This window comes from Streptomyces sp. NBC_00236, assembly GCF_036195045.1.
In the GTDB taxonomy this organism is placed as follows: Bacteria; Actinomycetota; Actinomycetes; order Streptomycetales; family Streptomycetaceae; genus Streptomyces.
In genome coordinates this window covers 8,202,021-8,224,235 of the sequence record NZ_CP108100.1, presented here as the reverse complement: position 1 = coordinate 8,224,235, position 22,215 = coordinate 8,202,021, and the positions used below count along the sequence as shown (strand labels likewise).

The following is a 22,215-nucleotide window of genomic DNA, read 5'->3' as shown; positions in this document are numbered from 1 at the left end:
AACCGGGCGGCGGTCACAGGCCGCGTGTGCCTGGGCCCTGCGGGCCCAGGTCGCCACGGCCTGCGGTTGTCCGGCGGGACCCGGCCGGCTACGGCGTGGCCGTCGCCCCCGGTGCCGGCAGGAATCCTGATCCGTGGAAGTACGTCAGGTAGCGGATCAGGATCTCGTCGGTCAACGGTGGCCGGCGGACGCCCACGGCCGCTGCCGCCTCGGCTGTCCGCCGGGAGTCGAAGCGGCGCCGGTCCGTGGCCTCGTGCCCCGTCTGTTGCTCATCGCCGAGGAACAGCTGGGCCGCGTTGTCGGGTTGCGCCGCGACACGGGCCCGCCACTGCTCCGCGGGAACGGTTCGCAGTTCGTGCCCGAGGCGGGTGGCCGCTTCGAAGACCCGGTCCAGGCCCGGCGCCTCCGGGTTGGTGAAGTGGTACGTCTCCGCACCGGTCCGGCCGGATACGGAGAGGGCCACGACGGCGGCGCTGACGTAGTCCACCGGGACCCAGTCGGTCGACCCGTACGGCAGGTCCGGGACCGCGCGCGCCTGGAGGCAGCCCTTGACGAGCTGCCAGAGCAGGTCTCGGTCCTGACAGGCGCCGGTGGACGTGTCGCCGCTGATGCGTCCGGGCCGGTGGACGGTCACCGGCAGCCCGCGTTCACGGGCCAGCCCGATGACTTGCTCGGCGACCCACTTGCTCTGCGCGTACCCGTCCGGCAGAGCGGAAGAGGGTCCCGTCGGGGTCGACTCCGTGATCGTGACGGGGCGGGGGCCGGGGGCCGGGGCGTAGACGCCGGTGGTCGAGATGTAGTGCATGCCGGGTGAGTCCGAGTCGGCGAGCAGACGCAGCAGCTCCTCGGTGCCGGCCACGTTGGCAGCGCGCAGATCACCGTATGCGGCGGCGAAGTTCACGTGCGCGCCGTTGTGCAGGACCGGGCCGAGGCGGCGGACCAGGGCGGTGCGGTCAGCAGGTGAGAGCCCCAGGCCGCGGGCGGCGAGGTCACCCGGGACGGGGTTGATCAGGTCCGCGTACCGGGGGTCCCACAGGCCGTAGCGCTCCAGGTTGGTCCGCAGCCGGTGTGCCGCGCGGTGGGCGTCCTCGGCCCGTACGAGGCAGTCGACGGGGCCGCCGGTCGTCTCGATGAGGTCGCGCAGGAGGAAGGCACCGAGGAAGCCGGAGGCGCCGGTCAGGAAAGGGCGGGTGGAAGGGCGCAGGGGCCGGCGCGCGGGAGCCGTGGCTTCACGCCCCGGCCTGAAGATGTCCGGTGCCAGCCGGACCTCGGCGGCGAGGTCCGGGGTGACCGGCTCCTGGCGGTGCTCCTCCCCCGCCCCGCTCCCCAGCAACCGGTCGACACCCTCGACGGTGGGCGCCGCGAACAGGGCCCTCAGGGAGGGGCGCCGGCCGCACCGTTCCCCGATCCGCCGGGCCAGGGTCACGGCCAGCAGCGAGTGGCCGCCCAGGGCGAAGAAGTCGTCCGTGACACCTACCTCGGGCACGCCGAGTGTCTCCGCGAACACCTCGCACAGGGCGTGTTCGCGCGTGGTTCCGGGCTTACGGCCTCCTGCCGGTGCCGCGTGGCGGGGCGCGGGCAGAGCACGGCGGTCCGTCTTGCCGTTGGGGGTGACGGGCAGAGCCCCGAGACTGACATGGGCGGCGGGAACCATGTGCTCGGGCAGGGTCGCGGCCAGGTGCGCGCGCACCGCGCCCTCGTCCGGCCCCGGCCCGCCGTCCGATGGCACGGTGTACGCGACCAGGCGGCGGTCTCCGGGACGGTCCTCCCGGACGAGTACGCAGGCCGCGGCCACGCCGGGCAGTGCGGTGAGCGCCGCTTCGATCTCACCGAGTTCGATGCGGAACCCACGGAGTTTGACCTGATCGTCGACGCGTGAGACGTAGACGAGTTCCCCGTCGGCCGTCCAGCGCACCAGGTCGCCCGTGCGGTACATGCGGCCCCCCGCACGGTCGAACGGGTCGGCCACGAAACGGGAGGCGGTCAGGGCGGGCCGGCCGTGGTAGCCGCGGGCGACTCCGTCACCAGAGACGTACAGCTCACCGGCCACGCCGGGCGGCACGGGTTCCAGTCGGTCGTCCAGGACGTGGACGCGGGTGCCGTCGACGGGGGCGCCGATGGACACCGTGCGGTCGGGGGCGAACGGACCGTCCGCGTGCTGGAAGCCGCTCATGGTGGCGCAGACGGTGGTCTCCGTCGGGCCGTACGCGTTGACGAGGAACCGTTCCCGCGCCCAGGCGTGCACCAGGGCCGGCGGGCATGCCTCACCGGCGAGGACGATGGTGGTGCCGGCGGGCAGTGAGCCGGGCGGCATCACCGCGAGTGCGGCGGGCGGCAGGGTGAGGTGGGTGATGCCCCGGTCGCGGACCAGGGCGGCGAGGGTCGGGCCGGGCAGCAGGGCGTCGCGTTCGTCGATCTCCAGGCAGGCCCCGGAGAGCAGCCCCATGCACAGTTCCCAGAACGCGGCGTCGAAGCTGACGGACGCCATGTGCAGCACGCGGCTGTCCGGGGTGACGCGCAGCCGCCGGCTCTGGGTCCTGGCCATGGCGCCGACGCCCCGGTGGGTGACCACGACGCCCTTCGGGCGGCCGGTGGAACCCGATGTGTAGATGACGTACGCCGGGTGTGCCGGGTCCGGGGACGGAGCGGGAGCGGCTTGCGCGCCCGTCGTGGAACCGCTCCCGAGCTCTTCGGTGCAGAGGTGCGGCACGGAGGACGCGGGGAGGCGGCGGTGGATGGCGGAAGTGGTGAGCAGGAGGCGCGGCCGGGCGTCCTCGAGCATGTAGGACAGGCGCTGGGCCGGGTAGTCCGGGTCGAGGGGCACATAGGCCGCCCCCGTCTTCAGGACGGCGAGCAGGGCCACGACGAGCCGGTGCGTGCGGGGCAGCGCGACGGCCACCCGGTCTTCGGGGCCGATGCCCTGTGCGGTGAGGTGGCCGGCGAGGGCGCCGGAGAGGGTGTCGAGTTCGCCGTAGGTGAGGGTGGTGTCCGCGTCGCGGACCGCAGGGGCCCCGGGGGTGCGCCGTACCCACTGCTCGAAGAGCACGGGAAGTGTCGGCCCGGGCCGGTCCTCGGCGGGCCCGGTCCCCCAGGCGGCGAGGCGGTCCCGCTCGGCGTGTGTGAGCACGTCGTACGTGTGCAGCGGGCGATCCGGGTCTGCGCCGACGGCGCCGAGCAGTGAAACGAGCCGGTCGGCGAGGGCGTGGACCGTTGCCGCGTCGAAGAGTTCCGTGGCGTAGTCGACGGCGGCCCGCATGCCGGTCGGGGCGCCGTTCTCGTCGTTCGTCTCGGTGAAGGTGAACGAGAGGTCGAACTTGCTGACTCCGGCGTCGACCGGCACTCCGCTGACCGTGAGGCCGGGCAGGTCGACGGCCGCGGCAGCGGTGTGGTTCTGGAGGACGAGCATGGTCTGGAAGAGCGGATGGTGGCTCTGCGAGCGCGCGGGGTTGAGCAGCTCCACCAGACGCTCGAAGGGAACGTCCTGATGTGCGTATGCGGACAGGTCGAACTCCCGCACCCGGTGGAGCAGTTCGCGGAAGGTCGGGTCGCCCGTCAGGTCCGTGCGCAGCACGAGCGTGTTCACGAACAGACCCACGAGGTCCGAGGCCGCGTCGTCGGTGCGCCCGGCGACGGCGGTGCCGAGCGGGATGTCGTCACCGGCGCCGTGCCGGGACAGTACGGTCGACAGGGCGGCCTGGAGCACCATGAAGAGGGTGCATCCGCTGGCGCGGGCGAGGTCCGCGAGCCGTCGCGAGGTGGTGCGGTCGAGGGCGAAGTCGTGGGTGGCTCCCGTGTGCCGGGGAACGGCCGGCCGGGACCGGTCCCACGGCAGCTCGACGACCTCCGGGAGGCCGCGCAACGCGTCTTTCCAGTAAGCGAGTTGACGCGAGACGACGCTTTCGGGGTCGCGCTCGTCACCGAGCAGGCGCCGCTGCCAGAGCGTGTGGTCGGCGTAGTCGACGGGCAGCGCGGTGAGCGCGGGGTCCTCCGCGCGTGCCCGGGCTCGGTAGGCGGCGCTCAGGTCGTGTGCCAGGGGCGCCAGGGACGAGCCGTCGGCGGCGATGTGATGGATCACGAGCACCAGGACGTGGGCGTCGTCGGCCAGGCGCAGCAGGGTCGCCCTGAGCGGGAGCCGGTGCTCGATGTCGATCGGTTCGGCCATGGCCGCCCTGATCCGGTCGCCGGCCTTGTCGTCGTCGACGGATTCCCGCACGAACGGGAGGCGGACGTCGTCCGGGGCGGTGACGCGCTGGTGCGGCCCGTGTTCGTGCTCGGGGAAGACGGTGCGCAGGGCCGCGTGCCGGCCGACGGCGTCTCCCAGTGCCCGGTGCAGGGCGTCTGTGTCGAGCGGTCCGTCGATGCGGACGGCGAGGGGAATGTTGTACGTGGCGGAGGGTCCTTCGAGCCGGTGGAGGAACCACAGGCGCTGCTGGGCGTACGACAGCGGCAGCGTGGCAGGGCGCTCCTGCGGGACGAGGGCGGGGCGGGCAGGGCGGCTCCCGTCCTCCAGGGCGGCGGCGAGCGCGGCAACGGTGGGGTTCTCGAAGAGGGTGCGGATCTCGGTCTCGGTGTCCAGGGCGGTGCGCACGCGGCCCACGAGCCGGGTGGCGAGCAGGGAGTGGCCGCCCAGGGCGAAGAAGCTGTCGTCGACGCCGACGCGTGGTACGCCGAGCACGTCGGCGAACAGTCCGGCGAGGATCTCCTCGAGGGCGCCGCGCGGGATCCGGCCTGTCGTGCCGGACAGGGTGGCGGGTGCGGGCAGGGCGGCCCGGTCGAGCTTGCCGTTGGGGGTCAGTGGCAGCGCGCCGAGCGGCTGGATGACGGCCGGCACCATGTAGTCGGGCAGGTGGAGCGCGACGTGTGCGGCGAGCGGCCCGGGTTCCGCGGTGTGTCCGGGGGTGGGGACGACGTAGGCGGTGAGGGTCCGGTCGCCGGGCAGGTCCTCCCGGACGAGTACGCAGGCGGTGCCCACGGACGGGTGGGCGCGGAGCACCGTCTCGATCTCGGCGGGTTCGATGCGGTGGCCGCGCAGTTTGATCTGCTGGTCCGCCCGGGCCAGGTAGTGCAGGGTGCCGTCGGTGCCCCGGCGCACCAGGTCGCCGGTGCGGTACATGCGTGCCCCGGTGCCGGCGAACGGGTCGGCGACGAAGCGGCCGGCGGTGAGGCCGGGCCGCCCCAGGTACCCGCGCGCGACACCGGCGCCCGCGACGTACAACTCCCCTTCGGCGCCTGCCGGCACCGGCCGCATCGCCGCGTCCAGGACGTAGGCGCGCATGCCGTCGAGCGGCCGGCCGATCGGGGCCGCGCCGCCGGGGTCGGCGTCGGGGCGTACGCGGTGGGCGGTGGCGAAGGTGGTGGTTTCCGTGGGCCCGTAGACGTGGAGGACGACAGTGTCCGGGTGGGCGGCGGCGAGGCGCTGCAGGACGCCGGGCGCGGCGGCCTCACCTCCGGCGGCGACCAGGCGCAGCAGGCCGAGGGCGTCCGCGTCGGCTTCGGCCAGTACGTTGAACAGGGCAGTTGTCAGGAACGCCGCTGTCACGCCGTGCCGGGCGACGAGCTCCCGGAGCACGGCGGGCTGGAGCGTGCCGTCGGGCGCCACGACGACGCGGCCGCCGTTGAGGAGCGGGGTCCAGATCTCGAAGGTGGAGGCGTCGAAGACGTACGCCGAGTGCATCAGGACGGCGTCGGCTACGCCGTCGTCCCAGTTGCGGTCGGCCGCGAGGGCTGTCACGTCGGCGTGCGTGACGCCGACGCCCTTGGGCAGTCCGGTGGAGCCGGAGGTGAACATCATGTACGCGAGCCGAGCGCCGCCCGTGACGGACGGGAGGGTTCCCTCGCCGGCCGGGCCCCCGTGGCGGACGCGGCCTGCGGCGTCGACGGTCAGCACGGTGATGTCCGGGCCGAGACGACGCACCCAGGGGTGTGTGCGGGCGCGCTCGTCGATGATCAGGACGCGCAGGGCGGCCACCTCGGCCACCCGGCTGAGCCGTTCGGTGGGCCAGCGCGGGTCGAGAGGCACGTAGGTGGCGCCTGCCCGCAGGACGCCGAGGGTGGAGGTGACCGTGGCGGTCGAACGGGCCACGAGGATGCCGACGCCGTCCTCGGGTCCTGTCCCGAGCCCGGTCAGGGCGCGGGCCAGATCGTCGGAGAGGTCATGGAGCTGCCGGTAGGTCAGTTGCTCGCCCGCGCCGGAAACGGCCACCGTGTCCGGGTGCCGGGCCGCGCGCTCGGCCACGGCGTCCGCGATGCTCCGCTCCCCCGCGGCGCGGCGCGGCTGGGCACCGGTTCCCTGGGAGAGCAGTGTCTCGCGCTCTCCGTCCAGGAGGAGAGGAACGGCGTCGGCGCGGCGGTCGAGGCCCTGGGCCATCACGGTCAGCAGGCGTCGCACACGGGCGACTGTGCGGGCCACCTCCTCGCGGTCCAGGACGGCAGCCCGGTATCCGAAGGTGATCCTCAGGGCGTCCCCCGGCGCGACGGTGAGGGTGAGGGGGTAGTGGGCCGCGTCCGTGCCGCTGAATCCGGTGACGGCCAGGCCGGGCAGTCCCTGTTGCGCGGTGCGCAGGGCCTCGTCGTCCATCGGATAGTTCTCGAACACGGTCAGGGTGTCGAAGAGTTCGTCCAGGCCGGTGACACCCCGTATCTCGGTCAGTCCCAGGTGCTGGCTGCCGAGCAGGCGGCCCTGTTCCTCCTGAAGCCGGGTCAGGACTGCGGCCAGGGTGTCGCCGGGCGTGGTGAGCAGCCGTACCGGCACGGTGTTGATGAACAGGCCGACCATCGACTCGATGCCGGGAATCTCCGGCGGGCGACCGGACACGGTGGCGCCGAACACGACGTCGGGGCGTCCGGTGAGGTGCCCGAGCACGAGACCCCAGGCGCCCTGGACCAGCGTGTTGAGGGTGAGCCGGTGGGCGCGGGCCGTCTCGCGGAGCCGGTGTGTCGTGGCGACGTCCAGGTCCAGGACCAGCGTGTCGGGCAGTTCGGCCGAGTCGGAGGCACCCTCGCCGCGGGGCCCGGCGAGCAGGGTCGGCGCCTCGATTCCGGCCAGGGCGGTGGACCAGGCCTCCAGGGCGGCTGGGCGGTCCTGCTGCGCGAGCCAGTGGAGGTAGGTGCGATAGGGGGTCACCCGCGGCAGGGCACTGTCGTCGCCCTCCGACGCGTACAACTGGAACAGTTCCCGCACGAGGAGGGGCATCGACCAGCCGTCGAAGAGGAGGTGATGGCTGGTCATGACGAGGCGGTGGCGCCGGGGCGCGGTGCGCAGCAGCGTGAACCGCATCAGGGGCGGAGTCGTCAGGTCGAAGCGGCGGGTGCGGTCGGCGGCGAGGAAGGCGGTGAGGCGTTCCTCCACCGTGCCGGTGCCCGCCGTGGCGGTCAGGTCCCGTTCCTCCAGCGGCACGGGGACCTCGGCGGCAACAGCCTGCACGGCCTCGTCCAGGTCCTCGTGGAGGAAGCCGACCCGCAGGTTGGAGTGCCGGCGCAGCAGGGCGCCGATGGCGGCGCGCAGTGCGGGAACGCCGACGGTGCCTTCGAGGTCGAAGACGAACTGCGCGGTGTAGACGTCGACGGCGTGCGAGTCGTACAGGGCGTGGAAGTGCATGCCGGCCTGAAGCGGCGTCAGCGGCAGTACGTCTTCGAGTCGGAACCCGGTCACTTGCGGCCACCCCACTTGTTCTGCAGTCGGTCGATCTGTGCCTGGTCGAGCGAGACCAGGGGAAGGTCGGACGGTGTGTAGCCGCCCGCGTCGGGTCGTTGTGCGTGTTCCGCGATGGCGCGCAGCGCGCGGACGTACGCCTCGGACAGGGCGCCGACGTCCTCCTCCTTGAGAAGGTCGCTCGGCCAGGTCCAGTGGGTCACCAGGCGCGGGCCGTCGGGCAGGTCCTCGGTGTGCGCGTTGATGTCGATGACGTGGTGCACGGGCATGTCCGGGTCCTGGCTCCGTGGCCCGCCGCCGTCGAGCAGGACGTCCCAGTCGGCGCCTTCGGCGTTGTCCGCCGGCTCCGGCGAAGCGGCGTACCGTCCGAGGTAGTTGAAGCCGATCTGGGGATCGGCCGCGGTGGCGAGCCGGGAGCGCGTCGCCGGGTTGAGGTGGCGCAGCATTCCGTAGCCGACGCCGTGGTCGGGTACGGTCCGCAGCTGTTCCTTGACGCGTTTGACGGCGCGTTCGACGAGAGCGGCATCGAAGCGTCCCGGGTCACGGGCGTCGAGGGGCCCGGGATCGAGCCTGACCGGGTAGAGGCTGGTGAACCAGCCGACCGTACGGGACAGGTCGAGGTGCTCGGCGATCTGCTCGCGGCCGTGGCCCTCCAGGTCGAGCAGGACGGGGGTGCCGTCCTGCCGGGGCCCGCCGGGGCCGGCGGCCCGTTCCGCCCGCCAGGAGCAGACGGCGAGGGCCAGGCCGGTGAGCAGGACGTCGTCCACTCCGGCGTGGAAGGCGCCGGGGGCTGTGGTGAGAAGGGACTTCGCCCAGGTGGCGGGCAGGTGTGTGACCAGAGTGCGGGTCCCGTCGGCGGTGTCCAGATGGGGGTCGAGGGGCCGGTATGCCAGCTGTGGGTCCGGTGTGCTCAGCACGCTCTGCCACAGCGGGAGTTCGGCTTCCCGGGCGGAGCTGCGCGCCTGGGCCGTCAGAAGGTGCGCCCAGGCTCTGTAGGGCGTGGTGGCGGCGGGCAGCGCCGTGGCCGGGGCGGGGCGCCCGCCCCCGTCCGCGGCTTCCGTGACCGTCTGCCACGTGCGGGCCAGGTCGGCTGCGAGGATCCGCCAGGAGACCGCGTCGACGGCCAGGTGGTGTGCGACGAGCAGCAGACGCCCGCGGGCGTGCGGCCCGGCATCGCCCCAGACGGCCTCGATCACGTCCCCGTCCGCGGGCCGCAGACGCCTGCGCGCCTGCTCGCCCGCCGCGGTGACGGCGGCGCGGGCGGCTTCCGCGTCGAGGCCGGCGATGCCGACCCGGGTGAAGCGGCGGCGGGCCTGCACGGCGCCGGGCGGCAGGGCTTCGAGGACGGGTTCGCCTGCGGCCGGGCGGCTGACGCGCAGACGGAGCATGTCGTGGTGGTCGATGAGCAGTTGGAGTGCGTGGACGAGCCTGTCTCCGTCGGCGCCCGCCGGCGTGCGCAGCACCCCGGACTGGTTGTAGCCGTCCGTGCTGCCGGGCCGCTCCAGGAGCCAGGCGGCGATGGGCGTCGGCGGCATCTCGCCGGCGCCCTGTTCGGCCGGTGCGGCGGCGCCCTGGCCGAGTGCGGTGGCGACGGCCGCGATGGCCTCGGGGGTGCGGTGGACGAAGACGTCGCGCGGGGTCACCCCGAGCCCGGCCTCGCGGACGCGGCTGACGAGCTGGATGGAGAGGATGCTGTCGCCGCCGAGCGCGAAGAAGTCGTCGTCCGTGCGGACGGACGGGTTGCGCAGGACGGAGGTGAATACCGCGCACAGGACGCGTTCCTGCGCGGTGCGCGGCTGCCCGCCCGGCCTGGTGCCGACAGGGCGCTCCGGAACGGGCAGGGCTCGGCGGTCGGTCTTGCCGTTGGGCAGGAGCGGCAGCGCGTCGAGGGCGACGAAGACGGCCGGCACCATGTACGGCGGCAGGGCCGATGCCAGCCGGGTGCGCAGTTCGCCGCCGGCCGGACCTTCGGCGCCGCGGTGCCTGTCGGCAACGGTGTAGGCAACCAGGCGACGTTCTCCCGGCCGGTCCTCGCGGACGAGGGCGCAGGCGGCGGTGACGCCGTCGAGCGCGGTGAGCGCGGCCTCGATCTCGCCGAGTTCGATACGGAAGCCGTGCAGCTTGACCTGGTCGTCGGCGCGGGAGACGTAGGTGAGGAGGCCGTCTGCGCCCCGTCGGACGAGGTCGCCCGTGCGGTACATGCGGCTCCCGGCGGGGCCGTACGGATCGGCGACGAATCGCGCGGCGGTCAGGCCGGGGCGCCCGTGGTAGCCGCGGGCAAGGCCGTCGCCCGCGATGTGGAGCTCGCCTGTGACACCCGGCGGCACCGGCCGGAGCCCGGCGTCCAGGACGTAGGCCCGGGTGTTGTCGACGGGGCGACCGAGCGGCACACCGCCCTCCAGCGCGTCCGTGTCCGCCTCCGCGGCGCAGTGGAGATGAGCGGTGGCGTCGATCGTCGTCTCGGTGGGTCCGTACAGGTTGTGCACCTCGACCCGCCAGGCCTCCTCCGCGCGCTCCGCCAGGGACCGGGGCAGGGGTTCACCGCCGCACAGGACGGCCCGCAGGGCCGTCGGCGCCTCGTCGGGACGGGTCTCGGCGAGGACGAGCGAGAGGTGCGAGGGCACGAACTGCACGAGGGTCGCGCCCGCTTCGCGCATGCGGGCCAGCAGTCCGGCCGGGTCGTGGTTGAGCTCCGGCGGCACGGGGCAGGTGGAGCCGCCGTGCAGCAGCGGCAGCCAGGTCTCCCAGACCGAGGCGTCGAAGCTCGGCGAGGTACGTGCCAGGACCCGGTCCTCGTCGGTGAGGCCGAGGTGGCCGGCCATCCACGCCATGTGGTTGACCAGGGACGCGTGGGTGACGACGACGCCCTTGGGGCGGCCGGTGGAGCCCGAGGTGTAGATGACGTACGCGGCGTCGAGCGGGTCCGGCGCTGCGGCGGACGGTGCCGCGCGCCCGGTGGACCAGGAGGCCCGGTCGTCGAGGGCGAGGCAGGGCACGGAAGGGAGGTACCGGGCGGCGCGGACGGTGCCGTGGGTGACCAGCAGCGCCGGGCGGGCGTCGTCGAGCACGTACGTGACCCGGGCCTCGGGGTAGGCGAGATCGACCGGCAGGTAGGCGGCCCCCGCCTTGACCACGGCCAGCATCGCGACGACCTGGTCGGCGGTGCCTTCCAGGGCGAGGGCGACGAGGTCGCCGCGACCGATGCCCCGGTCGTGCAGGTGGTGCGCCAAATCGTCGGACAGAGCGTCCAGTTCGCGGAAGGTGAGCCGCTGCGCACCGTCCCGTACGGCGATCGCCCCGGGGGTTCTGGCGGACTGTGCCCGGAAGGCCGCGGGCACCGTGCGCGTCGCCAGGGGCCGGACCGGGCCGTGCGAGACCTGTTCCAGACCTGCCTGCTCGGCCGCGTCCAGAACGACGGCCGAGTGGACGCGCCGGCCGGGGTCGGCGGCGAGCGAGGCGAGCAGGCGGGTGAGGCGCGCGGCCAGGGCGTGGGCGGTGGTGCGGGCGAAGAGTTCGGTGGAGAACTCCAGGACTCCGCCGAGGCCGGCCGGCCGGCCCGCGTCGTCGCGGGTCTCGGTGAAGGTGAAGGTCAGGTCGAACTTGCTGATCCCGGTGTGCACCGGCTGCTGCGTGACCGTGAGTCCGCGCAGGCCGACGGTGGTGTCGGCCTGGTTCTGGAGGACGAGCATGGTCTGGAACAGCGGGTGGTGGTTCTGCGCCCGTTCCGGGCTCAGGGCGTCCACCAGCCGCTCGAACGGCACGTCCTGGTGGGCGTAGGCCGCGAGGTCGAACGCTCGTACCCGGTCGATGACTTCGGCGAAGGTGGGGTCTCCGGTCAGGTCGGTGCGCAGGACGAGGGTGTTGACGAAGAAGCCGACCAGGTCGTCGAGGGCCTCGTCGGTGCGTCCGGCGACGGCCGTGCCGAGCGGGATGTCCTCACCGGCGCCGTGCCGGGACAGGAGCACCGACAGCGCTGCCTGGAGCACCATGAAGAGGCTGCATCCGCGGGCCCGGGCCAGATCGGCGAGGGCCCGGTGGGTGTCCGCGTCGACGGTGAAGGCGAACGCGTCGCCGCGGTACGTGGTGACGGCGGGCCGCGGCCGGTCGTACGGCAGAGGGAGCAGGTCGGGGGCGCCGGCGAGTGCGGTGCGCCAGAAGTCCAGCTGGCGGGCGGCCTGGCTGGTGGGGTCGTCCTCGGCCCCGAGGAGGGCGCGCTGCCACAGGGTGTAGTCCGCGTACTGGACGGCCAGTTCCGTCCAGGAGGGTTCCTCGCCCTCGGCGCGTGCCCGGTAGGCGTCGCCGAGGTCGCGGGCCAGCGGGGCGAGTGACCAGCCGTCGCCCGCGATGTGGTGGACGAGCAGCACGAGAACGTGTCTCTCGGCCCCGAGCCGCAGCAACCGGGCCCGTACGGGCAGTTCGGCACTCACGTCGAAGGTGTGCGCCACCTCGGCGGTCAGGACTTCGTCGAGGCGGTCGGGGCCTGTGTCCCGGGGCGTCAGGTCGAGGTCGGCTCCACTGGCGTCGAGGACCAGTTGGCGCGCCACGCCGTCGGTCTCGGGGAAGACGGTACGCAGGCTTTCGTGGCGTTCCACGACGTCCGCGAGGGCGCTCTGCAGGGCGTCCTCGTCGAGCGGGCCGTCCAGGCGGAGCACCATCGGCACGTTGTACGTGGCGGAGGGCCCTTCGAACCGGTTGAGGAACCACAGGCGCTGCTGGGCGAAGGACAGCGGGAGCGGATCGGGGCGCCGCCCGGCCCGCTCCAGCGGGGCCCTTGCTTCTTCGGCGCCGTGCAGAGCGGCGGCGAGGGCGGCGGGAGTGGGGTGCTCGAAGACGGCCCTGACCTGGACCTCCACGGCGAGCGCGGTACGGATGCGTGCGGCGAGCCGGGTGGCGAGCAGGGAGTGGCCGCCCAGGGCGAAGAAGTCGTCGTCCGCGCCCGCCGCGTCGAGGCCGAGCACATCGGCGAAGAGTGCGCAGAGGATCTCCTCGCGCGCGGTGCGGGCGGCGCGCCCCCGGACCGGAACCCGGTGCGCGGGCGCCGGCAGGGAGCGCTGGTCCACCTTGCCGTTGAGGCTCAGCGGAAGCGCCTCGATCAGGACGAACGCGGCGGGCACCATGTAGGCGGGCAGGGACCGGCCGACGGCCCGGGCGAGGTCGGCCGATTCGGGACGTGCCCCGGCGGCGGGCACCACGTACGCCACGAGCCGCCGGTCACCCGGCGCATCCTCGCGGACGACGGCGAAGGAGTCGGCGACGCCGTCACAGCAGGCCAGCACGCCCTCGATCTCGCCGAGTTCGATGCGGTGACCGCGCAGCTTCACCTGATTGTCCGCGCGGGCGACATAGGCGATCTGCCCGTCGTCGGTCCACCGGACGAGGTCTCCGGTGCGGTACATGCGCCCGCCCTCCGCGTCGAACGGGTCGGCGACGAAGCGTGCGGCGGTCAGACCGGGAAGCCCGGTGTATCCGCGCGCCACGCCGCGGCCGGCGAGGTACAACTCGCCCACCACACCTGGCGGCACCGGGCCCAGGGAGCCGTCGAGGACGTATCCGCGCATGCCGTCCAGGGGCCGTCCGACGGGTGGCGGGCCCGACGGCAGGCCGGCCGCCACGTCGTAGCGGGTGGCGAAAGTGGTCGTCTCGGTGGGTCCGTACACATGGAGGACGCGCACACCCGGCGCTGTGCCGGCCACTCGCTGCATCGCGTCCGGGGAGGCCAGTTCACCACCGGCGCAGACGAGCCGGAGGCCGGCGAAGGCACCCGGATCGGTCTCGGCGATCACGTTGAACAGGGCCGTCGTCAGGAAGACGGCGGTCACACCGTGCTCCTGGACCGCATCACCGAGGGCGGCGGCCTCCAGGACGCCCTCCGGCGCGATGACGACCCTGCCGCCGCGCAGCAGCGGGGCCCAGATCTCGAAGGTGGAGGCGTCGAAGACGTACGCCGAGTGCATGAGTACCACGTCGGCGGCGCCGCCCTGCCAGGCCGAGTCGGCGGTCAGCGCCACCACGTCGGCGTGCGTGACCCCGACTCCCTTGGGCAGTCCGGTCGAGCCGGAGGTGAACATCACGTAGGCGAGGGTTCCGGAACCCGGCACGGCCGCCGGGCGGCCCGGCCGCTCCGGCGCGCCCCGCAGGATCCGGCCGAGCCGGTCCACCACGACGACCGGCACCCGCCGGGCCATGGCGGCCACCCACGGGGAGGCGAAGGCGTCCGCGTCGACGACGAGGACGCGGACGGCCGCCACCCCCGCGACCTGATCGAGCCGTTCTCCGGGCCAGCGCGCGTCCAACGGGACGTAGGCGCCGGCCGCACGGACCGCGCCGAGCGACACCGACACCACGGCGGGCGACCGGGTGAGCAGCACCCCGATCCCTGACTCCGGGGCGACACCGAGGCCCGCAAGGGCGCGGGCGAGGTCGGCGGAGATCCGGTCGAGTTCGGCGTAGGTGAGGGCCGTGTCGTGGGACGCGACGGCCACCGCGTCCGGTGTGCGGTGCGCCTGCGCCGCGAAGAGGGCGGGCAGGGTGGCGTCGTCGTCGGAGGCGTGCAGGCGGCGGCCGGTTCCCCAGTGGACGACACGGGCGTGCTCGCTGCTCGTCAGGAGGTCGTGGCTCGCGACGGGCAGAGCGGGCTCGGCGGTCACCCGCTCCAGCAGCCGGATCAGACGGTCCGCGAGCGCGGCGACGGTGGAACGGTCGAAGAGGGCGGTGGCGTATTCGATTCCGGCGGTGAGGCCCGCTTCGCCCCGCTCCTCGCTGAAGGCGAAGGTGAGGTCGAACTTGCTCAGGCCGTTGTGGACGAGCCGGTCCACGACCGTGAGGCCGGGCAGGTCGGGGCGGGCGGTCTCCTGGTTCTGGAGGACCAGCATGGTCTGGAACAGCGGGTGGTGGTTGCGTGCCCGGACGGGGTTGACGCTCTCCACGAGACGCTCGAAGGGAACATCCTGGTGCGCGTACGCGGCCAGGTCGAACTCCCTGACCCGCTGGAGCAGTTCGAGGAAGGTCGGGTTGCCGGACAGGTCCGTGCGCAGGACGAGCGTGTTGACGAAGAAGCCGACCAGGTCCTCCAGCGCCTCGTCCGTGCGGCCGGCGACGGGCGAGCCGAGCGGGATGTCGTCGCCGGCTCCGTGGCGGTGCAGCAGGGTGGCCACCGCCGCCTGGAGCACCATGAACAGGCTACTGCCGGACTCTTGTGCCAGGCGCAGGAGTTGAGCGTGGAGAGGAGGAGGTACGTCGAAGGTGTGGACGGCTCCCCTCGGATCGGTGGTGGCCGGACGCGGCCGGTCCAGTGGCAGGTCGATCAGCCCGGGAAGGCCCGCGAGGGCGGTGTGCCAGTGGTCGAGTTGCGTGCGCAGGACGCTCTGCGTTGCTACGCCGTCGCCGAGGGCGGCGTGCTGCCAGAGGGTGTAGTCGGCGTACTGGAGCGGGGTGCCGGCCGTGAGTTCGGGCTCCCGGCCCGTGAGACGGGCCGCGTAGGCCTCACCGAGGTGACGGGTGAGCGGGGCGAGGGACCAGCCGTCCCCCGCGATGTGGTGCAGGACGAGCACCAGCACGTGGTGGGCGGGGGCGGAGCGCAGAAGCAGGGCCCGCATCGGAGGGTCCGTGACCACGTCGAACGGTTCACGCACGGCGGCCAGGACGGCCGCCTCCAGGTCTGCGGGCGCTGTGCTGACGACAGGCAGGCGGGGTGTCACCGCGTCGGCCGGAAGGACCAGTTGACGCGGTACGCCGTCGCGTTCGGGGAACAGGGTGCGCAGCGCCTCGTGACGCTCCACGACGTCATGCAGCGCGGCACGCAGGGCATCCGTGTCCAGGGCACCGTCGAGTTCGAGGACGAGCGGGATGTTGTAGGCGGAGCCGGGGCCTTCCAGCCGGTTCAGGAACCACAGGCGCTGCTGGGCGAAGGAGAGCGGCATCGGATCGGGCCGCCGCGTGGCGGGCACCACCGTCGGGCGGGTGCGAGCATTCGGGTCGAGGACGCGGGCCAGGCCCGCGACGGTCGGGTGGTCGAAGAGGGTGCGGACGGCGATGTCGGCCCCCAGGACCGTCCGGACGCGGCTCACGACCCGCATGGCGAGGAGCGAGTGCCCACCGAGGTCGAAGAAGCTGTCGTGCGGGTTCACGAGGGGCCGTCGCAGGACGTCCGCGAAGATGCCGGCGAGCAGCTCCTCCTGGAGGGTGTGCGGCCTCGCGCCGTCGGCGGGGCCGGATCCCGCCGACGGCTCCGGCAGGGCCCGCCGGTCCACCTTGCCGTTGGGCAGGAGCGGAAGGGCGTCCAGGATGACGACTGCTCCGGGCACCGCATGGTGGGGCAGGCTCCCGGCAAGGGCGTCGCGCAGGGTGACGGGCCGCAGGGCCGGGTCGCCGGTGACGGCGTAGCCGACGAGGCGGCGCCCGCCGGCCTCGTCCTCTCGGACCACGGCACAGGCGGCCGTGACGCCGGGGCATGCCAGGAGCGCGGCCTCGACCTCGCCCAGCTCGATCCGGAATCCGCGGAGCTTGACCTGGTCGTCGGCGCGTGCCACGTAGTCGAGCAGCCCGTGGCTGTTCCATCGCACGAGGTCGCCCGTGCGGTACATCCGTGCGCCCGTGCCTTCGAACGGGTCGGCGACGAACCGCGCCGCGGTCAGGCCCGGGCGGTTCAGGTATCCGCGGGCGAGGTGGGGGCCCGACAGGTACAGCTCACCGGTGACACCGGGTGGTACGGGACGCAGTCCGCTGTCCAGGACGTAGGCGTGCATGGTGTCGACGGGGCGGCCGATCGGCACGGTCTCGTACGGTGCGCCTTCCGCCTGCCCACTCTTCTCCCGGCCGCCGTCCTCTCGGCCGGCCACGCGGTGGGCGGTGGCGTCGATGGTCGCCTCGGTCGGCCCGTAGAGGTTGTGCACCTCGGCCCGCCACAACTCGGCGATGTCGTCGGCGAGGGTGCGCGGCAGCGCCTCGCCGCCGCACAGCACGGCACGCAGTCCGGGCAGCGGTGCGGCGTGTGCCGCCTCGGTGAGGACCGGGGCCAGGTGGGACGGCACGAACTGGGCGACGGTGACTCCGAACCGGCTCATCCAGGAGACCAGGGCGCGGGGTTCCGTGTTCGCGCCGTCAGGCAGCACGCAGAGTTCGGCACCGTTCATCAGCGGAAGCCACAGCTCCCACACGGAGGCGTCGAAGCTGGAGGACGTACGTGCGAGGACCCGGTCGTCCGAAGTGATCGTCAGGTGCCGTGCCATCCAGGCCATGTGACCGGCCAGGGCGGCGTGCGGCACGACCACGCCCTTGGGTCGGCCGGTGGAGCCCGAGGTGTAGATGACGTAGGCGGGATCCGCCGGACCGGGTGGGCCCGGGAGGGGCCCGGTGGGGTGGGTGGCCCGGGCCTCCGGGCCGTCGAGGGCGAGCCACGGAATGTCGCGGGCGGGCAGACCCGCGTGGACGGCCTCGGTGGTGAGCAGCAGGACGGGACGGGCATCGTCGAGCATGTGGCTGATGCGGGCCGGCGGATACTGCGGGTCGACCGGCAGATAGGCGGCGCCTGCCCGCAGTACGGCCAGCATGGCGACGACGGTGTCCACGGATGGCGGTGCGGCAATGGCCACCCTGGTCTCGCGGCCCGCGCCGCGCTCACGCAAGACGTGGGCGAGGGCGTCGGCGCGGGCGTCGAGTTCGGCGTAGGTGAGGTGCGTGTCCGCGTCGCGCACGGCGACGGCGTCGGGCGTTCGCGCGGCCTGCTCCCGGACCGCTTCGGGGGCGGTACGGGAGGGCGGCGGTTGTTTCGCGCCACGTCCCTGGACCAGGAGGCGGTCCCGCTCCCCCGGGGCCAGCGGGTCCAGGTCGCTGATGGCCTGGTCGGGGTCGGTCACGGCAAGGGTGAGGACGCGGGCGAATCGGACGCACAGCGCGCGGGCGGTGGCGGCGTCGAAGAGGTCGGTGGCGTATTCCAGGTAGCCGCCGATGCCTCCGGCGCCGTGCCGGGTGCGCGCGGGGGCGCGGCCTGCCGGGTCGGCGGGTCTGCCGCTTCCGGGAACCTCGGCGGGTCTCCCGGCCGGCCTCTCTGCGCCTTGGGTGACTTCGGTGGTTTCGCTGACTTCGGTGACTTCGGTGACTTCGGTGAGCGAGAACGTCAGGTCGAACTTGCTGCCCCCGCGGTGCCGGGACCTGTCGCGGACGGTGATGCCCGGCAGATCGAGGGCCGCCCGCTCCTGGTTCTGGAGGACCAGCATGGTCTGGAAGAGGGGGTGGTGGTCGCCGGACCGTTCGGGGTTGAGGGCCTCCACTATCCGCTCGAAGGGTATGTCGCCGTGGCTGAGGGCGGCGACGTCGAACTCCTTGACCCGGTCGAGCAGTTCGCGGAATGTCGGGCCCCCGGACAGGTCGGCCCGCAGGACGACCGTGTTGACGAAGAAGCCGACCAGATCGTCGAGGGCCTCCTCGGTGCGTCCGGCGACGGCGGTGCCCAGCGGGATGTCGGAGCCCGCACCGTGCGCCTGGAGGGTCACGGCGAGAGCCGCCTGCAACACCATGAACGGGGTGCAGCCTGCCGCACGGGCGAGGCGGATGAGTGCGGCGTGCGCGGGGGCGGGCAGCTCGAACGGCACGGCGGCGCCCCGATGGCTGGGCACGGCCGGACGGGGGCGGTCGAGGGGCAGGTGCAGCAGGTCGGGGGCACCGCGCAGCGCACTCTTCCAGAAGGCGAGCTGGGACGCGGCCAGGCTGTCCGGGTCACCGTCGTCGCCCAGCAGCCGACGCTGCCAGAGGGCGTAGTCGGCGTACTGCACGCGCAGCGGGGCCCAGTCGGGCGCGCCCGTGCGCTCGCTCCTGGCGCGGTACGCGGTGCCCAGGTCACGGCTGAGCGGGGCGAGGGACCAGCCGTCGGCGACGACATGGTGGAGAACGAGGACCAGGAGGTGACGGGTGGCGCACAGGCGAAGCAGACGGGCGCGGACCGGGGTGTCGGCCGTGAGGTCGAAGGGCCTGGTGGTCAGCAGGTGCAGAGCCTCGTCGGCCCAGGCCTCGGCGGTCTCCCCGGCGGGGGCGTGCTCGATGACGAGAGGGATGCGCGTCGCGGCAGCGTCCGCGTCGAGGACTTCCTGACGGGCGATGCCCTCGTGTTCGGCGAAGACGGTGCGCAGGCTCTCGTGGCGCACGACCACATCGGCGAGGGCGTCGCTCAGGGCGTCCGTGTCCAGTGGGCCGTCGAGTTCGAGGACGAGCGGAATGTTGTAGGTGCCCCCGGTGTTCTCGACCCGGTTGAGGAACCACAGGCGCTGCTGCGCGTAGGACAGAGGTACCGCTTCGGGCCGTGGCTGCGGCGAGAGGGCGGGTCGGGCGGCCGCGCCGGCGTCCAGAGCCGCAGCCAGGGAGGCGACCGTGGGGTGCTCGAAGAGCGTGCCCAGTCCGACTTCGGCGCCCAGGGCGGTCCGCACCCGGCCGGTGAGGCGGGTGGCGAGAAGCGAGTGGCCGCCCAGGGAGAAGAAGTTGTCGTCGATGCCGACCGCGGCCACGCCGAGCACGTCGGCGAACAGGCCCGCCAGGACCTCCTCGTGGGCGGTACGCGGTGCCCGGCCCGTGGTGGCCACGGCCCGGGGGGCCGGCAGGGCGGAGCGATCGACCTTGCCGTTGGCGTTGAGGGGCAGCGCGTCAAGGGACACGAACGCGGAGGGCACCATGTATGCGGGCAGGACGCGCCCGACTCGGCGGGCCAGTGCGGAGCCCTCCGGCCTCGCGCCGGGAGCGGGCACGACGTAGGCCACGAGTCGGCGGTCGCCGGGTATGTCCTCGCGGACGACGACGCAGGCGCCGTGCACATCCGGGTCGGTGAGCAGGACGTTCTCGGTCTCGGCCGGTTCGATGCGGAATCCGCGGAGTTTGATCTGACCGTCCGCGCGCCCGACGTATTCGATGTCGCCGCTCGCGGTCCAGCGCACAAGGTCACCGGTGCGGTACATGCGGCGGCCACCGCGTGCGTCGTACGGGTCGGCTACGAACCGGGTGGCGGTCGGCGCGGGGCTCCCGTGGTATCCGCGGGCGACGCCGTACCCGCTCACGTACAGCTCCCCCACGACGCCGGGCGGCACCAGGGCGAGGGAGTCGTCCAGCACGTACAGACTCATGCCGTCGAAGGCCCGGCCGATGGGCGGCAAGCCCGTGGAGCCGGCGGCGACCGGGTGGCGGGTGGTGAACGTCGTGGTCTCCGTGGGACCGTACACATGCAGGACGAGCGTCGCGGGGGCCGCGGCCGCCACCCGCTGCATCAGGTCGGGGGTCGCCGCCTCGCCCCCCGCGGCGACCAGGCGCAGTCCGGCGAACGCCGTCGGATCCGCCTCGGCCACCACGTTGAACAGGGCCGTCGTCAGGAAGAGTGCGGTGAGATCGTGCCGGTGCACCATGTCGCGCACCACGTGCGCGTCCACGACACCGCTGGGTGCGACGACCACGCGGCCGCCGTTCAGCAGCGGCACCCAGGTCTCGAACGTGGAGGCGTCGAAGACATACGCGGAGTGCAGCAGCACCGCGTCGCACACGCCGTCCTGCCACGTGGTGTCGGCCGCCAGCGCGAGGATGTCGGCGTGGGTGACGCCGACGCCCTTGGGCAGGCCCGTGGAGCCGGAGGTGAACATCACGTAGGCCAGTCGGTCGCCGCGGGTCAGGCGCGGCAGTGGTGCCGGCCGCGGCGGCGCGCCGCGTAAGAGGCCGCCGAGAGCGTCTACGACGATCAGCGGGAGACCGGCGGCCGCCTCCCGCACCCAGGGCGCGCCGGCCGTGGCCTCGTCGACCACCAGGGCACGGACGCGGGCCGTCCGCACGACACGGTCGAGCCGTTCGGCCGGCCAGGCAGGGTCCATCGGCACATATGCCGCTCCCGCGCCGACGATGCCGAGCGTGGTGGACACGACGGCCGCCGAACGACCCGTCAGGACACCGACGCCGTCTTCGGCTCCCACGCCCCACCCGGCAAGGGCGCTCGCCAGGTCGTTCGCCGTCCGAGCCAGCTCCTGGTACGAGAGCGTGAGGGTGCCGTCCACCACCGCGGGCGCGTCCGGCGTCCGGCGTGCCTGCGCGCCGAACGCCTCCGGGAGGCTCGCGGGCATGGCTTCCGGGGACAGGACGGTGCCGCTTCCCTGGGCGCGGAGGGCCGCGGCGGTGGCCTCGTCGAGGAATGGCAGTTCGCGCAGCGCGGTGTCGGCGTCCGCGTCGGCCATCGCCGTCAGGTAGGAGACGAGGGCGTTCTGGTGCAGCCGCACGTCCTCGGGACGGTACAGCTCCGGGTTTGCGTCGAAGCCGATCAACGGCCCGTTGCCCGCGGCCCGTTCGGAGACGAACAGGGACAGGTCATCCACCGGGCCGATGGACAGTACGCGGGAGGCGCCGGGGCTGCCGGCGAAATCGAGGTCGTAGTCGTAGCCCATGATGTTGACGACGACACCGGTGAGCCGGGCCGCGTCGTCGGTCATGTTCAGTTCCCGGGCGAGTTGTTCACGGGAGAAGCGGCGGTGGCGCAGGGCACCTCGCATCTCGGCGGCGACGGTGCGCACGAGGGTACCGACCGTCATGTCCGCGGCGACGGTCAGGCGCAGCGGCAGGATGTTGGCGGTCATGCCGACGATGTGCCTCAGTCCGCCGTGCCGGCCGTTGGAGGCGAGCCCCACCGTGACTTCCCGTACTCCGGTGACCCGGCCGACGTAGGCGGCGACCGCGCTGACGAGGACGGCGCTCCAGGTGGTCCGATGGGCGGAGGCGAGCCGGCGCAGACCGTCGAGAACGGCTACGGGGAGCGTCTCACCGGTGTGCAGACGGGCGTCCGCGCCTTCGGCGACCGGCGGTGGCGGGGCGTCGGTGACCCGGCGTATGAGGGCCCGGCGGCCAGGTGCGTCCGCGTCGTCCCCGGCACCGGAGGGGCCCATCGCGTGCTCGGTGGCCAGGTCCGCGAAACGGTCCGTCCAGTACCTACGGTCGGCCTCGTACCGCTCGGAGCCGAGGTAGGCGACCTCGTCGGCGACGAGGTCGCGCAGGGACGCGGCGGGCAGCTCGGCCTCGGCCAGGTTCTCTCCGCGCAGGCCGCGCCCGTAGAGGTCTGCCACGGTGCGGGCGAAGACGGCCCCGCCGAGGCCGTCGACGACTATGTGGTGAAAGCGCACGTACCAGTAGTGCAGTCGGTCCCCGAGACGCAGCAGCGCGAAGTGGTGGTGCGGGGCATCGAGCCCGTGGACGGTGGTCATGTCATCGGTGAGATAGCGCTCGGCCTCCCCGACGGGATCCTCGGCGTCGGAAAGGTCGACCACACGGAGCCGGCTGATTCCCGCCGGGGGGCGTCGGACGACCTGCTGCCGGACGGTCTCGTCCGTCACGACGAACTCCAGGTTGAGGCTGTCGCACAGAGCCACAGCCCGGTCCAGCGCTGCGGCGAACAGCGGCTCGTCGAGGCCTCCACGAATCTCGAAGCACTCCCCGATGTTGTATTTCGGACTGTCCGGATCGACCAGCTGCCCATACCAGACCCCTTGCTGGGCCGCGGTAATCCCCAAGGGCTCAGAGGGGTCCGTCCGGGGGGAGAGAGAGTCGTTTTCACGCAT

Annotated in this window: 2 protein-coding genes; both read right to left on the bottom strand. The window is 73.4% G+C overall.

Translation table 11 applies throughout. The annotated features are described in order from the left end of the window. Positions 1 to 88: 88 nt before the first annotated feature. Positions 89 to 7,651 (bottom strand): non-ribosomal peptide synthetase, encoded by a 7,563-nt coding sequence (locus OG446_RS36560; RefSeq protein WP_328898079.1) that lies wholly within the window; start codon positions 7,649 to 7,651, stop codon positions 89 to 91. After that, entirely contained in the window at positions 7,648 to 22,215 is a 14,568-nt protein-coding gene (locus tag OG446_RS36555) for a non-ribosomal peptide synthetase (protein ID WP_328898078.1), read from the bottom strand. The genes OG446_RS36560 and OG446_RS36555 overlap by 4 nt, the downstream gene beginning before the upstream one ends.